Origin of the sequence: Stenotrophomonas sp. 8(2023) (genome assembly GCF_030345295.1) — a bacterium.
GTDB lineage: Bacteria > Pseudomonadota > Gammaproteobacteria > Xanthomonadales > Xanthomonadaceae > Stenotrophomonas > Stenotrophomonas muris.
On sequence record NZ_CP128404.1, the window covers coordinates 972,282 to 988,481 of the forward strand.

Here is a 16,200-nt window from a genome sequence, read left to right on the forward strand (position 1 = left end):
AAAGGGCTGCCGAAAGGCAGCTCTTTTTCTTTATCTGGCGCGGGACGCGACGCGCTCTGCGCGTCGCCCCACACGTTGCTGCGCAACGCGTGGGCCCCTCCCTTTGCCGGCCTCTCCCCGCCCCTGTCGGGGCAGCCCCTCAACAGAGGGGCTTGGTCCTCCAGATGCATCACGGGAGATCCGCGCGGTGCGTGGATGCGCGGCGGGCATCACGCCGTAGTGACCCTGTACTGATCTGGCGCGGGACGCGACGCGCTCTGCGCGTCGCCCCACACGTTGCTGCGCAACGCGTGGGCCCCTCCCTTTGCCGGCCTCTCCCCGCCCCTGTCGGGGCAGCCCTCAACAGAGGGGCTTGGTCCTCCAGATGCATCACGGGAGATCCGCGCGGTGCGTGGATGCGCGGCGGGCATCACGCCGTAGTGACCCTGTACTGATCTGGCGCGGGACGCGACGCGCTCTGCGCGTCGCCCCACACGTTGCTGCGCAACGCGTGGGCCCCTCCCTTTGCCGGCCTCTCCCCGCCCCTGTCGGGGCAGCCCCTCAACAGAGGGGCTTGGTCCTCCAGATGCATCACTGAGATCCGCGCGGTGCGTGGATGCTGTTCCTGCTGGCAGGCTCATCCACGCATGACGTGGATCTACCGGGGATATCCGTGCGGACGCTGCGGGTTACCATGTACGCATCACCTGCTGGAGCTTTTCCCCATGACCGCTGAAATCCTCGTTCCCGTTTCTTTCGGCGAGCTGCTGGACAAGATTTCGATCCTGCAGATCAAGTCCGAGCGCATCAGCGACGAGGGCAAGCTGGCCAACGTGCGCAGGGAGCTGTCGGCGCTGGAGCAGACCTGGATGGCGCACCCGGCGGCCGTGAAGGACATCGCCAGGCTGCGTGCCGAGCTGAAGGTGGTCAACGAGCAGCTGTGGGAAATCGAGGACGACATCCGGCTGAAGGAGAAGGCGCAGGCGTTCGACCAGGGCTTCATCGACCTGGCGCGCAGCGTGTACCTGCGCAATGACGAACGCGCGCGCATCAAGAAGGCGATCAACCTGGCGCTGGGCTCGGCGTACGTGGAGGAGAAGTCCTATCAGGATTACGCGCAGCGCGTGTAATCCCGGGCGGCCTGCCGCTCACCCCAGGTGGTCGGCGACGTAGCGTTCGAAGGCAGCGATACCGTCTTCCACGGTGATCAGTTCCATCACATCGTCGAACTCGATCTTGGTGCCCCACTTCAGATCGGTGGCCTGCTTGGCGAGGTACTTGCGTGCCGCATCGTCGTAGCGGTCCACGCAATAGCGACGATCCGAGTACGGGCCGCTGCGGTTCGGATTGCTGGCCGCATGCAGGCCCAGCACCTTGGCGCCCATCGCGTTGGCGATGTGCATCGGGCCGGAATCGGGCGTCATCACCAGGTTGGCGCGGGCCAGCAGGGCGGGCAGCTGCTTCAGCGTGTCCTTGCCTACCAGGTCCAGCGCCGGCGTGTGCAGCTGTGCCTGGATGGCGTCGGCCATGCTGCGCTCAAGTTCGCTGCGGCCGCCGCACAGCACCACCTGCCAGCCGCGCGTGACCGCGTGGTTGGCCACGGCGGCGTAGCGGTCGGCGTACCAGTTGCGGCGCACGTGGCTGGAGCACGGCGAGATCATCAGCACCGGGCGACCATCGTCGTGCCACTGCGCGGCGGCCCACTCATATGCCGACTGCGGCACGGCCAGGTCCCAGCTGACCTCGGTCTGGCGCAGGCCCAGCGGTTCGCAGAAGCTGCCGATGGCATCGAGCACATGGATGCCCGGACGGTCGGGAATGCGTTCGTTGATGAAAAGCCCATGCAGGTCCTTCGAGCGGCTGCGGTCGTAGCCGATGCGGCGCTCGGCCGGAATGAAGGCCGACAGCAGGTTGGCGCGGAACGCGACCTGCATCTGCAGCAGCGCTTTGAAGCGCCCCGGCGGCAGCTGCCTGCGCAGTTCCTTGACCCCGGCCATGCCGCTCTTCTTGTCGTAGGCATGGAAGGTGACGCCGGGCAGGCCGTCGAGCAGCTTGTGGCCGACCTTGTCGATGATCCAGTGGATCGGCGTGTCCGGGCGCGCGGCCTGCAGGGTACGCACCAGGGGCACCACGTGGGTGACATCGCCAAGTGCGGACAGGCGCAGGAGGCACAAGGAGGAGGACGCTGATGCCATGTGTTGTTAGACTCAATGAAATGGTCGCATTCGACGCCAATGAAGCGCTGACGCCATGCCGCGAGGGTCGCGGCATCGGGGCCATTCTGTTCGACCGCGAGCGGCTGCGGCAAGCCGAGATCGGCCTGTTCTCGCCCCAGCACTGGGGCAGCAGGGCCCGGCCGGTGGGCGAGGGCGGCCGCGGCAGCGCCTGGTTCGTCGATGCGCCGTTCGGTGCCAGCGTGCTGCGCCACTATCTGCGCGGCGGCATGGCGGCCCGTATCAGCCATGACCAGTACCTCTGGCGCGGCTCGGACCGGACCCGCAGCTTCGCCGAATTCCGCCTGATGCGCGCCCTGCGCGAGAAAAAGCTGCCGGTGCCACGGCCGATCGCCGCGTTCTACATGCGCGAGGGCCTGCGCTACCGGGCGGCGATCCTGATGGAGCGGATCGAGGGCGTGCGCTCGCTGGCCGACCGCGCACTGGTGGCCGGCCGGGGGGCTCCCTGGGAGGAGACCGGGCGCCTGATTGCCCGTTTCCATCGTGCCGGCCTGGACCATGCCGATCTCAACGCGCACAACATCCTGTTCGATGGTAGCGGCCATGGCTGGCTGATCGATTTCGACCGCGGCGTGATCCGCATCCCGGCGACCGCCTGGCGCGAGCGCAACCTCAAGCGCCTGCTGCGCTCGCTGATCAAGCTGCGCGGCGAGCGCAGCGTGGAAGACGTGCAGAAGGACTACGCGCGGCTGCGCCGTGCCTATGACATGGCCTGGAACCGGGGCACCTGATGGACTGGGCGTTGCGTTTCCTCGGCGTCGGCAATGCGTCGGCGGTCGAGCTGGGGTCGCCGATGTCGGTGATCGAGCGCGATGGGCGCCCATGGCTGACCATCGATTGTGGTGGCGAAGGCCTGACCGCGTTCAAGGCGCACTACGGGCAGATGCCGCAGGCGCTGTTCGTCACCCATGTGCACCTGGACCACGTGGCCGGCTTCGAGCGCCTGTTCGTGGATACCTTCTTCAATGCGCACCGGCGCGGCAAGGTGCGCCTGTACGTGCCCGCCACGGTGGTGCCGCTGCTGCACAAGCGCATCGGGGATTACCCGAACGTGCTGGCCGAGGGCGGTGCGAACTTCTGGGATGCCTTCCAGCTGATCGTGGTGGGCGAGGCGTTCTGGCACGAGGGCGTGCGCCTGGAAGTGTTTCCGGTGCGCCACCACTGGCCGGAGACGGCCTATGGGCTGCGCCTGCAGGGCGCGCTGACCTGGAGCGGCGATACCCGGCCGATTCCGGAGATGCTGGCCCGCTTCGCCGGTGACAACGAACTGATCGCTCACGATTGCGGCCTGCACGGCAATCCCTCGCATACCGGCGTGGACGATCTGGAGCGTGAGTACAGCGCCGAACTGCAGGCGCGGATGATGCTGTACCACTACGCCAGCGCGGCCGATGGTCTGGCGCTGGCTGCGCGTGGGCACCGCGTGGCGCAGCCGGGGCAGTGCGTGCCGCTGGCGAGCCCGACCGCCCCGCACGTGCTGGCCCAGGACCCGCCGTGAGGGGTACCGGCCAGCCCGCAGATGCGGCGTTGGCTGCCGGGCTGGAGGCGCTGGAGCGCGCACTGCATGCGCCGCAGGTGCGTGCCGACCGCGAGCAACTGGCCGCATTGCTGGATGAGGATTTCAGCGAGATCGGCAGCTCCGGCCAGTGCTACGACCGTGCGGCCGCGCTGGTGGAGATTCCGCTGGAGCGTGCCCAGGTGCAGATCGAATCGGAGCAGTACGCCGTCTGGCTGCTGTCGCAGGACCTGGCCCAGGTGCGCTACCGCAGCCGCCATCACCTTGATGGGCAGCTGCAGCACTGGGTGCTGCGCAGTTCGCTGTGGCGCCGGCACGGGGACAGATGGCGCATGGTGTTCCACCAGGGCACGCCCGAGGCAGGGTAGCGCGGCGCCATGCCGGGCCAAGAATGCGAAGCCGGGGTCAGATCCCTCTGCCATGCAAAGGGATCTGAGCCCAGTGCGGAAAAGGCGGTGGCCCCGCCGGCTGACCTCGGCGCCCGCGTCGATCGATACCGTTGCTGCCTTCCGGCCCTGGCGGGGTTTTCGACCTAGCGTCGCGAGGGGCCGACGGGGCCACCATAGAGACGTTGGCCGCCCGGTGGGCGGCCAGTTCACGGATCAGGGGAAACAGCGCGCGGCGCGCCGGAGACCACAGCCGGACTGCACATCGGGCTGGCCGATGGCAGACGCGCATTCTAGCGCAGACGGGCCCATCGACGCCAGCTTCATGCACTGAATCGGCCGTAACCCGCTTCCGGCGGCAGCGGCCGGTACCCACCCCCGTTGCTAGAATGCCGGCCAGGAGGAACGACCTCCCCCACATCGGGAACCAATGACCAGGACGGCCTGGCCCTACCAAGAGGAGGGCCGTCATGGCCTGGATCTATCTGTTGTTTGCCGGCCTGCTGGAAATCGTCTGGGCCGTGTCCATGAAGCAGTCCGAAGGCTTCACCCGGCTCACCCCCACCGTGGTCACCATCATCGGCATGATCGCCAGCTTCTGGTTGCTGGCGGTGGCCATGCGCAGCCTGCCGCTGGGAACCGCCTATACGATCTGGACCGGCATCGGCGCGGTCGGGGCGTTCGTGGTTGGCATTGTGTTCCTGGGCGAGCAAGTCAGCCCGATGCGGATCGGTGCGGCGGTGTTGATCGTTTCCGGCCTGGTGCTGATGAAACTCTCCAGCAGCTGAATTTATTTACTCATGGCGGGGAATGGATTCTCCGCCACATGCAGCAATATGCATTTTCGGCAAAACCATTTTGTCCGCCCCTGTTATTTGACGCACGTCATAAAAATAGGGCGCGTGATTCACATGCCGCTGGCACCGTCGGTCGCACAGTGCCGCCATTCGTCGGGCGAAATCGGGGAGTTTTCGCCTTGACGGACGCGCTGGCGCACCTGTCCCCGGGTGCGATCGCGTGAAGATTTGAAGATTTTCAGGAGTTAATGCCTTCAGGCCTTGTTCCCGTTCGGGGAGCCGGGGTGGGCCGCATTGTCTCCAAAAAACCTGCCAGCTGTGCCATCCGGTCTTTTCATGGAGATTTACCGATGAACCGCATTTACCGTCTGGTTTTCAATCGTGCCCTTGGGGTAATGCAGGTTGCTTCGGAGGTCGCCCAGAACCCCGGCGGAAGCGCGGTCAGCGCAGGGCGGGTGCCGCGATTGCGGGCGCACCAGCTGGCGGCGGCTTTGGCCGCCACACTGGCCAGCGGATCGGCATTCGCAGCGTGCACGGGCACCACAACCGTAAACTGCGACAGCACCACCAGCATCAACAACTACTCCAACGCGACCAACGGCCTCACGCTGAACATCGACGCGGGTGCATTGCTGCGTACGCCGCCGATCGTAGGTGGCGGCAACGCAGCAACGCTGACCGGCGACAACGTGACGGTCAACAACAATGGCACGATCGATCCGAGCTCGATCATCCTCGCCTCGCCCGGCCTGGTCATCGGCAATGGTTCTGCCAACAACAGCGCGATCGTCGTCAACAACAACGCCAGCGGACAGATCAAGGGTGTCGTCAACATCGCAACGCTGCTGGGCTTCGGTGGACAGGCGCTGGTGGCACAGAATGTCAACGGCACCACCACCATCAACAACGCCGGCCTGATCAGCACGTCGCTGATCGGTGCAGGCAGCGTTTCCGACGCGACCACGGTGGTGACCTATGGTGGTGCAGCCGCCAATGTGGCCAACACAGGCACCATCGACGGACGCGTCGGCCTGGGTGCTTCTGGCGGTAACACGTTCCTCAATGCGGGGGCGGTCAGTGGCAGCGTTCACCTGGGTGATTCAACCGGCGGCAACACCTTCACCGCAGTGTCGGGTTCCAGCGTTGTGAGCGGCGGCGGCAGCGCTCTTGCCGGCGTGATTACCGGTGTCACCGGGGTAAAGGTTGCGGCTGCGGGATCGGTCGATGCCGGTACCGGCAGTGGTGCGGCCAACAACACGCTGGTGTTGCAGAACGTCGTCAGCGGTCCGGGGTCCGGCACCGGCGGAGCGGTGACCACGCTGGGCTGGAACCAGTACCTCAACTTCCAGAAGCTCACCGTCAACAGCGGCACCTGGAACCTGCAGGGTGCGTGGGCGGGTGCAGGTACGACCACGCTCAATGATGGCCTGGTCAATTTCAACAATGCCGGTTCCTTCGGCACAGGGCTGTTCACCGCCAACGGCGGTGCCATCGCCTCTGCCACGGCCGGTCTGAACCTGGCCAACGCTTTCAGCCTTGGTGGCAATCTGTCCCTGGCAGGGACCAATGCGTTCAGCCTGGGGGGCTTGCTGTCCGGTACTGGCGGGCTGACGGTCAACAACACCGGCATCGTTACTCTCGGCGGCGCAAACCTGTTCTCCGGCGGCGTCAACCTCAATGCCGGCGGCCTGGTACTGGGCAATGCCGGTGCACTGGGCAGCGGCAACCTGACCGTGGGTGGCAGCGCTTCACTGGATACGACGGCGGGCTTCACCCTGGGCAACAATCTGGTGATCAATGGCGGGGGCTCGCTGAACCTGCTCGGCAGCAATGCGTTGTCATTGAACGGTTCGATCTCCGGTGCCGGCAACCTGACCAAGAGCGGCGCCGGCACCCTCACCTTGAACGGCGCCAATGCGCTGACCGGCAGTTTCAACCTGGCCGGAGGCGCGTTGGCGCTGGGCGCGGGCGGCAGCCTGTCACCCACCGGTGCGATCACGGTCGGCGTCGGTACCACCCTGGACCTGTCGGCGGCCGCCAACCAGACCATCGGTTCGCTGGCGGGCCTCGGCGGTTCGGTCAACCTGGGCAGCCACACGCTCACCCTCGCGGGGCTGGGCGATACCAGCTACAGCGGCACGTTCGCCGCAGGCACGGGTGGCCTGGTCAAGCTGGGCACCGGCGTGCAGACCTTGTCGGGCGTGAACAACCTCAGTGGCGGCGTGGCACTCAACGGCGGCGGCCTGCTGCTGGGCAATGCTGCTGCGCTGGGCAGCGGTGCGCTCAGTGTCGGCGGCAACGTGACGCTCGATGGAACCACGGGGGCGCTTGCACTGGCCAACGCGGTCAACCTCGGTTCGGGTGCCAGCCTCAATCTGCTCGGCAACCAGGCGTTGACGTTCAACGGCGTGATCGGTGGCGCCGGTGGCCTGGTCAAGAGCGGTGCGTCGTCGCTGACGCTCAATGGCGCCAACACCTTCGGCGGCGGCGTGGCGTTCAATGCCGGCAGCCTGGTGCTGGGCAACGGTGGAGCACTGGGAACCGGTGCGCTGAATGTTGGTGGCGTGGTGTCGCTCGACACCAGCGCGGCGCTTGCGGTCGGCAATGGCATCACGCTGGGCGCGGGTGGCTCGCTCAATGTGCTGGGCTCGAACGCATTGACGCTGGGCGGCGCCATCGGTGGCACCGGCAGCCTGGTCAAGAACGGTGCCGCCACGCTTACGCTGGGTGGCGCAAATACCTTCACCGGCGGCCTGGCGATCAATGCCGGCAAGGTTGCGGTGGGCAGCGGCGGAAGCCTGGCCGCCGGCGGTGCGGTCAGCCTGGCCGGCGTTGGCGCGGACCTGGACATCTCGCTCGGCGGCAACCAGACCATCGGCGCGCTGTCCGGTATTGCCGGCAGCACGGTGACGCTGGGCAGCAGCACGCTCACCTTCGGTGATGCCACGAACCAGACGTTCGCCGGCGTGATCGGCGGCACCGGTGGCCTGATCAAGCAGGGCACCGGCGTGCAGACGCTGAGCGGCGCCAACACCTTCAGTGGCGGCGTGAATCTGACGGCGGGTGGCCTGCTGCTGGGCGACAGCAGTGCGATCGGCAGCGGGGCGTTGACGGTCAGCGGCAACGGTTCGCTGGATACCACGGCAGCGTTGAACCTGGGCAATGCGATCAACCTCGGCGCGGTCCTGACCCTGCCGGGCAGCCAGAACCTGGCCCTGGCCGGCAACATCACGGGCACCGGCAGCCTGGTCAAGAACGGCGCGGCGACACTGACCTTGAACGGTACCAACACCTTCAGTGGTGGACTGAACGCAAACGCTGGCGCCCTGCTGCTGGGCAACAGCGGCGCACTCGGCACGGGGACGCTGGGCATCGGTGGCAACGTCTCGCTCGACGGCAGTGCGCCGCTGAACCTGGGCAACAACGTGGCACTGGGTGCAGGCGCCGCGTTGTCGCTGCCGGGTTCGCAGTCGATCACGCTGGGTGGGGTGGTGTCCGGTGCGGGCAGGCTGGTGAAGAACGGTGCCACCACCTTGACCCTCAATGGCGCCAACAGCTTCGGTGGCGGGCTGACCGTCAACGGCGGCGGCCTGCTGCTGGGCAATGCCGGCGCGCTGGGCACCGGTGCATTGTCGGTGGGGGCCAATACCACGCTGGACAGTTCGGTGGCGCTGGACCTGGCCAACAGCGTCAACCTCGGCGCCGGTGCGGTGCTGGATCTGCTGGGCAGCCAGAACGTGTCGCTGGGGGGCGTCATCAGCGGCACCGGCGGGCTGGTCAAGAACGGTGCGGCGACACTGGCGTTGAACGGCGCCAATACGTTCAGCGGGGGCGTCGGGCTCAACGCGGGCGTACTGCAGCTTGGCAACGCACAGGCGCTGGGTACCGGCCAGCTGGACGTGGGCGGCAACGCTTCGCTGGATGCCACTGCGGCGCTTTCGGTGGGCAACACCCTCGGCCTCGCCGCCGGCGCCAACCTCACCGTGCTGGGCAGCAATGACCTGACGCTGACCGGTCCGGTGTTCGGCGCCGGCGGGCTGATCAAGGATGGCGCGGCGCGCCTCACGCTGTCTGGCGCCAACACGTTCGGGGGTGGCACCACCGTCAACGCCGGCACGCTGGCGCTGGGGGCCGGTGGCAGCCTTGCCGCGGCCGGTGCGGTGGATCTTGCCGGTGCCGGTGCGACGCTGGACATCTCCGCAGCCGGTGCCGCGCAGACCATCGGCGCACTCAACGGCGTCGCAGGCAGCCAGCTGGCGCTGGGCGCGCAGTCGCTGACCTTTGGCGGCGCCGGCAACGGCAGCTTTGCCGGCGTGATCGGTGGCACTGGCGGCCTGGTCAAGACGGGTACCGGCGTGCAGACGCTGTCCGGTGCCAACACCTTCAGTGGCGGTGTTGCACTCAACGCGGGTGGCCTGATCCTCGGCAATGCCAGCGCGCTCGGCACCGGTGCGCTGGGCATCGGTGGCACCACCACGCTGGACAGCACGGTGGCGTTGAACCTGGCCAATGCAGTGAACTTCGGTGCGGGCACGCAGCTGACGCTGGGCGGCAGCAACGATGTCACGCTCGGTGGCGTGGTGGCCGGCAATGGCAGCCTGGTCAAGAACGGTACGGGCCTGCTGACCCTCAACAACACCAACACCTTCGCTGGCGGCCTGACCCTGAACGGTGGTGGCCTGGTCGTCGGTGCGGATGGTGCGCTTGGTACCGGCGCGCTGGCGGTGAATACCAGCACCACGCTGGATGCGGGCGCGGCAGTGACGCTCGGCAATGCGGTCACGCTGGGCTCGGGCGTTGCACTGACGGTGCCGGGCAGCAATGCGCTGACGCTGTCGGGCGTGGTCGGCGGCAATGGCAGCCTGATCAAGAACGGCGCTACCACGCTGACGCTGTCCGGTGCCAACACCTACACCGGCGGTACCACCATCAATGCCGGCACGCTGGCGCTGGGCACGGGCGGCAGCCTGGCCGCGGCGGGTGACGTCACGTTGGGCGCGGGCGCCGGCTTCGATATCTCCGGTGCCGGCAGCAGCCAGACCATCGGCGCACTCAATGGTCTGGGCGGCAGCACGCTGGCGCTGGGCGGAAACTCATTGACGTTCGGTACGGCCGGCAACGCCGCGTTCGACGGCGTGATCAGTGGCGGCGGGGGGCTGGTCAAGGTGGGCGCGGGCGTACAGACGCTGTCCGGTGCCAACACCTTTGGCGGCGGCGTGACCCTCAATGCAGGCGGGCTGGTACTCGGCAATGACGCGGCGCTGGGCACCGGTGCATTGACGGTCGGCGGTGCTGCCACGCTGGATACCACCGGCCTGGCAACGCTGGCCAACAACATCGCGCTCAACGCCGGGCTGACTGTGCTCGGGACCAACGCACTGACGCTCAACGGCGTCCTTTCCGGTGCCGGCAGCCTGACCAAGAACGGCAGCGCGACGCTGACCTTGAATGGCATCAACAGCTATACCGGTGGCACCAACATCAACGCCGGCACGCTGGCGCTGGGGGCCGGTGCCAGCCTGGCGGCGAGCGGTACCGTGAACCTCGCCACAGGTGCCACGCTGGATCTGTCTGCCGGCAGCGGCACGCAGGTGTTCGGAACCCTGGTCGGCAACGGTACGGTGAACCTCGGCGCCAACTCGATCGAAGTCGGCGGCGCCACCAATGGCACCTTCAGTGGCTCGATCGCAGGCACGGGTGGCCTGACCAAGGTCGGTACGGGCATCGAGACGCTGACCGGTGCCAACACCTACACCGGCGGCACCTTCATCACTGCCGGTACGCTGGCGATTGGTCCGGGCGGCAGCCTTGCAGCCACCGGCGCGGTGACGCTGAGCGCTGCAGGCACCGGCTTCGATATCTCCACCGCAGGTGCCAACCAGACCATCGGCTCGTTGAACGGCGTGGCGGGCTCGACGGTGAGCCTGGGTGCACAGACGCTGACACTCGGTGGTGTGGGCAACAGCCTCTTCGATGGCGCGATTTCCGGCACCGGTGGCCTGGTCAAGAATGGCGCCGGCGTCCTCACACTGGGAGGCGCCAATCTGTTCAGTGGTGGCGTCGCACTCAACGGTGGTGGCCTGGTGGTCGGCAACAACGCTGCGCTCGGCAGCGGTGCGCTGGCAGTGGGCGGCAACGCGACGCTGGATGCATCGACAGGCGTCAACCTGGCCAACAACATCGGGCTCGCAGCGGGCGCGAACCTCGACCTGCTTGGCAGCCAGGCGCTGACACTGGGCGGTGTGATTTCCGGTACCGGCGGCCTGGTCAAGGACGGTGCGGCCACCGTGACCCTGAGCGGTGCCAACACCTACACCGGTGGTACCACCATCAACAACGGCACGCTGGCGATCGGCGCGGGTGGCAGCCTCGCCGCGACCGGCGCGGTGAACCTGGCCGGTGCCGGCACGTTCGACATTTCGGCGGGCAACCAGGCCATCGGCTCGCTGGCCGGCGTCGCCGGCAGTACGGTGGCGCTGGGTGGCAGCACGCTGACCCTGGGCGGCACCGTGGACAGCACCTTCAGCGGTGCGATCAGTGGCAACGGCGGGCTGGTCAAGAACGGCGCAGGCGTGCAGACGCTCAACGGCGGCAGCACCTTCAGCGGCGGCGTAACGCTCAACGCCGGCGGCCTGGTGGTCGGCAACAATGCTGCGCTGGGCACCGGTGCGGTGACGGTCGCAGGCGCTGCGACGCTCGATTCGAACACAGCGGTCACCCTCGCCAACAACTTCACCCTCAACAACGCGTTGACCGTCCTCGGCAGCAACAACCTCACCCTCAACGGCAACCTGAGCGGCACCGGCAGCCTGACCAAGGAGGGAGCCGCAACGCTGACCCTGAACGGCACCAACACCTACACCGGTGGCACCAACATCAACGCCGGTACATTGGCACTGGGTGCTGGCGCGAGCCTGCACGCCAGTGGCATCGTCAACCTGGCCTCGGGTGCGACCTTCGATCTGTCGGCGGGCAGCGGCACGCAGCAGTTCGGCACACTGGTCGGCAACGGTACGGTGAACCTGGGGGCCAACACGCTGACGATCGGTGATGCCAGCAATGGCACGTTCAGTGGTTCGTTGGCCGGCTCGGGTGGCCTGATCAAGGAAGGCTCGGGGACCCAGACGCTGACCGGCACCAACACCTTCACCGGGGGTACCACCATCAACGCCGGCACGCTGGCGATCGGCGCCGGTGGCAGCCTGGCGGCGACCGGTGCGGTGAACCTGGCCAATGCCGGTACCACCTTCGACATCAGCGCGGGTGGTGCGCAGGCGATCGGTTCGCTGGCAGGCGTGGCGGGTTCGACCGTTGTGCTGGGCGGCAGCACGCTGACCCTCAATGGCGTGGGCAATACCACGTTCGCCGGCACCATCGGAGGGGCCGGTGGCCTGGTAAAGAACGGCGCAGGCATCCAGGGCTTGACTGGCGTCAACGTCTTCACGGGCGGCGTGACCCTCAATGCCGGTGGCCTGCTGCTGGGCAACGACGGTTCGCTGGGCACCGGCGCGCTGACCGTGGGCGGCAACGCCAGCCTGGACGGCACCAGCGCGCTGACCCTGGCCAACACCGTGCAGCTGGCCAATGGCACGCTGACCCTGGCGGGCAGCAACGCGCTGACCTTGAATGGCCCGATCAGCGGCGCTGGCGGCCTGCTGAAAGATGGCGCGGCAACCGTCACCCTGGGCGGCGCCAGCACCTACACCGGTACCACCACCATCAACAGCGGCACGCTGGCGGTGGCGGCCGGTGGCAGCCTGTCCGGTGCCAGCACGGTGAACCTGTCCGGTGCCGGCACGTTGGACATCAGTGCCGGTGGCAGCCAGAGCATCGGTGGCCTGGCCGGCGTGACCGGATCCAGCGTGGTGCTGGGCGGTGCGACCCTGACCACCGGCGGCAACAACGGCAGCACCACCTTCGGCGGTGTGCTCAGTGGCACTGGTGGCCTGGTGCAGAGCGGCACCGGCACGCTGACCTTGAGCGGCGACAACGTCTATACCGGCGGCACCACCATCAATGGTGGCAGCACGCTGCAGATCGGCAACGGCGGCAGCACCGGCTCGGTGCTGGGCGACATCACCAACAATGGCAGCCTGGTCTACAACCTGGGCACGACGGCAACCGTGGGCGCGGTGGTCAGTGGCAGCGGCGGCCTGACCCAGGCCGGTAGTGGCACGCTGGTGCTGACCGGCAACAACACCTACACCGGCGGTACCACCATCAATGCCGGCGGCACGCTGCAGGTGGGCAATGGCGGTGCGACCGGCGCGATCGTCGGTGACATCACCAACAACGGTGCGCTGGTGTCCAACGTGGCCGGCAACACCTTGCTGGGCGGCACCATCAGCGGCACCGGTGGCCTGACCCAGGCCGGTGCCGGTACGCTGACCCTGACCGGCAACAACACCTATACCGGCGGTACCACCATCAATGCCGGTGGCACGCTGCAGGTGGGCAATGGCGGTGCCACCGGTGCGATCACCGGCAATGTCGCCAACAACGGCAGCCTGGTCTTCGACGTCGCGGGCAACACCACCGTCGGCGGCGCGATCAGTGGCAGTGGTGGCCTGACCCAGGCCGGCAGCGGGGTGCTGACCCTGGTCGGCAACAACACCTACAGCGGCGGTACCACCATCAATGCCGGCGGCACGCTGCAGGTGGGCAATGGCGGTACAACCGGCGCCATCGCCGGCGACATCACCAACAATGGTGCGTTGATTTCCAACGTGGCCGGCAACACCGCGCTGGGCGGCACCATCAGTGGCAGTGGCGGCCTGACCCAGGCCGGCAGCGGTACGTTGCTGCTGACCGGCACCAACACCTACACCGGCGGTACCACCATCAATGCCGGTGGCACGCTGCAGCTGGGCAATGGCGGTGCGACCGGTTCGATCGTCGGTGATGTCACCAACAATGGCACGCTGCTGTCCAACGTGGCCGGCAACACCACGCTGGGCGGCACCATCAGCGGCAGTGGCGGCCTGACCCAGGCCGGCAGCGGCACGCTGACCCTGACCGGCAACAACACCTATACCGGCCCGACCACCATCAACGCCGGTGGCACGCTGCAGGTTGGCAATGGCGGCGCGACCGGTGCGATCGGCGGCAGTGTCGTCAACAACGGCAGCCTGGTGTTCAACGTGGGTGGCAACAGCACCGTCGGCGGCGCCATCAGCGGCAGCGGCGGCCTGACCCAGGCCGGCACCGGCACCGTGGTCCTGGCCGGCAACAACACCTATACCGGCGGCACCACCATCAACACCGGCGGCACGCTGCAGGTCGGCAACGGTGGCGCGAGCGGTGCGATCACCGGCAACGTCAGCAACAACGGCAGCCTGGTGTTCAACGTGGGTGGCAACAGCACCGTCGGCGGCACCATCAGCGGCAGCGGCGGCCTGACCCAGGCCGGCACCGGCACCGTGATCCTGACCGGCAACAACACCTATACCGGTGGCACCACCATCAACGCCGGTGGCACGGTGCAGGTCGGCAACGGTGGGGCCAGCGGCGCGATCACCGGCAACATCACCAACAACGGTGGCCTGGTGATCAACACCGGTGGCACCACCACGCTGGGCGGCAGCATCAGCGGCGGCGGCAGCATCGTGCAGGCCGGCCCCGGTGGCCTGAACCTCGGCGGCAACAGTGGTGGCTTCAACGGTACCGGCCAGGTCACCGGCGGCGGCCTGAATGTCACCGGCACCATCGGCGGCCAGTGGACCATCGGCAGCGGTACCACGCTGTCCGGCACCGGCACCATTGGTGGCACCGGCGGTGGCGTGACGGTGTCCAGTGGTGGCGTGCTGTCGCCGGGTAATGGCCCGGGCAGCGGCACAGGCAATGGCACCGGCACGATCACCGTGGGTGGCAACCTGACCCTGTCGCCGGGCAGCACGCTGGGCATCGATCTGGGTGCCAGCGGCAGCGATACGGTACAGGTGGGCGGCAGCGCCAACGTGGGTGGCAGCACCGTAAAGGTGAACACCATCTCGCCGAGCACCAGCTACCAGCAGGGCCAGCAGTACACGGTGATCAACGCGGGCGGTGGGGTGAGCGGGCAGTTCGCCTCGGCGAACTCGCCGTCGGCCTTCCTGACCATCACCCCGGTCTACACCGCCAACACCGCCAACCTGCAGATCGACGTGGCGCAGACGGCGGCGTTCACCACCGTGGCCAACACGCGCAACCAGTACAACACCGCTGCGGCGCTGGACAGCCTGCCGCAGAGTGGCGCGGCGCTGGGCCTGTACAACACGGTGCTGCTGTATGACGCCAGCACTGCGCGCAGCGCATTCGACCAGCTCTCCGGCGAAGTGCACGCGGCCAGCCGCGCGGTGCTGCTGTACGACAACTACCTGGAAGAGGGCATCCGCCAGCGCCTGGGCAGTGAGCTGCCGACCGTGCGTGGTGAGCGTGCCTCGGCCTGGCTGGCTGGTAGCGGCAAGGTGTTCAAGCAGGATGGCGATGGCAATGGCGATGAGATCCGTTCCAACCGCAATGCGGTGATGGCGGGTGTGGACTGGCAGCTGGGTGAACACGTGGTGCTGGGTGCGGCGGCCGGCAACGAACGGCTGGATACGCGCCTGTACGATCGCAGTTCGCGCGCCCGCCTGCGCGGCAACACGTTCGGCCTGTATGCACAGGGACAGTGGAACAACGGCTTTGCGGTCGGTGGCAGCGTGTCGCGCGGTGACTACCGCACGCGCACCACGCGTGAAGTGCCTCTGCTGGACCAGACCCTGTACAGCCGCCAGGATTCGGACGTGACCATCGCCCAGGTCGAAGGCAGCTGGACCTGGACCCATGGCAGGACCCAACTGCAGCCGTACGTGCAGTTCACCCGGCACTGGGTCGACAGTGATCGTGCGCTGGAGCAGGGTGGCAGTGCCGCACTGGTGCTGGAAGGCGGCAAGGACACGCTCAACGTCAGCACGGTGGGCGTGCGGGGCCGCTGGGACGTGGGTAGCGGCGCGCGCTTCCCGGCGCAGCTGACCGTCGGCCTGGGCTGGCAGCATGCATCGGGTGACACCGATGTGGCCAGCCGCAACCGCTTCGCGGTCGGTGGCGATGCCTTCGATGTCTACAGCGCGGTGATGGCACGCAATGCGCTGGTCAGCCAGCTCGGCGTGGCGGTCGGCCTGGGTCGCAACAGCCAGCTGTCGATGTTCGTGCAGGGCCAGCACGGTGATGGCCGCCGCGATGTCGGCGGGCAGATCAACCTGCGGGTAGGCTTCTAAGCGGGGCGGGCCAGCGGTAGATCCACGCGCTGCGTGGATCTACCGGCGCGG

Annotated in this window: 7 protein-coding genes and 1 other RNA gene; 6 read left to right on the plus strand and 2 right to left on the minus strand. The window is 67.6% G+C overall.

The genetic code is table 11. The features are described from left to right. Positions 1-704 precede the first annotated feature (704 nt). Positions 705-1,109 (plus strand): DUF6165 family protein, encoded by a 405-nt coding sequence (locus QP609_RS04465; protein ID WP_014646159.1) that lies wholly within the window; start codon positions 705-707, stop codon positions 1,107-1,109. Positions 1,110-1,127: 18 nt separating this feature from the next. Here the strand turns inward: QP609_RS04465 and QP609_RS04470 are convergent, their stop codons facing one another. After that, positions 1,128-2,174 (minus strand): glycosyltransferase family 9 protein, encoded by a 1,047-nt coding sequence (locus tag QP609_RS04470; RefSeq protein WP_197620936.1) that lies wholly within the window; start codon positions 2,172-2,174, stop codon positions 1,128-1,130. A 20-nt stretch (positions 2,175-2,194) separates the two neighbouring features. On the opposite strand from QP609_RS04470, the gene QP609_RS04475 reads away from it, so the two are divergent. The 3 genes from QP609_RS04475 to QP609_RS04485 are packed head-to-tail and all read left to right on the plus strand — an operon-like array spanning position 2,195 to position 4,097. Continuing rightward, positions 2,195-2,944: a 3-deoxy-D-manno-octulosonic acid kinase gene (locus QP609_RS04475; RefSeq protein ID WP_032958195.1), complete on the plus strand. Its 750-nt coding sequence runs from the start codon at positions 2,195-2,197 to the stop codon at positions 2,942-2,944. After that, a complete protein-coding gene (locus QP609_RS04480) occupies positions 2,944-3,711 on the plus strand; it encodes an MBL fold metallo-hydrolase (RefSeq protein WP_069117572.1) in 768 nt (255 codons plus the stop codon). The genes QP609_RS04475 and QP609_RS04480 overlap by 1 nt, the downstream gene beginning before the upstream one ends. Beyond that, positions 3,708-4,097: a nuclear transport factor 2 family protein gene (locus QP609_RS04485; RefSeq protein ID WP_053495267.1), complete on the plus strand. Its 390-nt coding sequence runs from the start codon at positions 3,708-3,710 to the stop codon at positions 4,095-4,097. Before QP609_RS04480 ends, QP609_RS04485 begins: the two co-directional genes overlap by 4 nt. A gap of 90 nt (positions 4,098-4,187) precedes the next feature. On the opposite strand, the gene ffs is transcribed toward QP609_RS04485, so the two are convergent. Beyond that, positions 4,188-4,284: signal recognition particle sRNA small type (ffs, locus tag QP609_RS04490), an RNA gene on the minus strand. A gap of 301 nt (positions 4,285-4,585) precedes the next feature. Between ffs and sugE the strand changes: the two genes are divergently transcribed. Then, positions 4,586-4,903: a quaternary ammonium compound efflux SMR transporter SugE gene (gene sugE / locus QP609_RS04495; protein ID WP_005415486.1), complete on the plus strand. Its 318-nt coding sequence runs from the start codon at positions 4,586-4,588 to the stop codon at positions 4,901-4,903. Between the two features lie 359 nt (positions 4,904-5,262). After that, positions 5,263-16,149 carry an autotransporter-associated beta strand repeat-containing protein gene (locus QP609_RS04500; protein WP_289213867.1) on the plus strand — a complete coding sequence of 3,629 codons (10,887 nt, stop codon included), beginning with the start codon at positions 5,263-5,265 and terminating at the stop codon, positions 16,147-16,149. Positions 16,150-16,200: the final 51 nt, after the last annotated feature.

Bases quoted from the DNA above. Each gene is read 5' to 3' on its own strand.
- QP609_RS04500 (WP_289213867.1), top strand. From the start codon at position 5,263: ATGAACCGCATTTACCGTCTGGTTTTCAATCGTGCCCTTGGGGTAATG.
- QP609_RS04465 (WP_014646159.1), top strand. From the start codon at position 705: ATGACCGCTGAAATCCTCGTTCCCGTTTCTTTCGGCGAGCTGCTGGAC.
- QP609_RS04470 (WP_197620936.1), bottom strand. From the start codon at position 2,174: ATGGCATCAGCGTCCTCCTCCTTGTGCCTCCTGCGCCTGTCCGCACTT.
- sugE (WP_005415486.1), top strand. From the start codon at position 4,586: ATGGCCTGGATCTATCTGTTGTTTGCCGGCCTGCTGGAAATCGTCTGG.
- QP609_RS04480 (WP_069117572.1), top strand. From the start codon at position 2,944: ATGGACTGGGCGTTGCGTTTCCTCGGCGTCGGCAATGCGTCGGCGGTC.
- QP609_RS04475 (WP_032958195.1), top strand. From the start codon at position 2,195: ATGGTCGCATTCGACGCCAATGAAGCGCTGACGCCATGCCGCGAGGGT.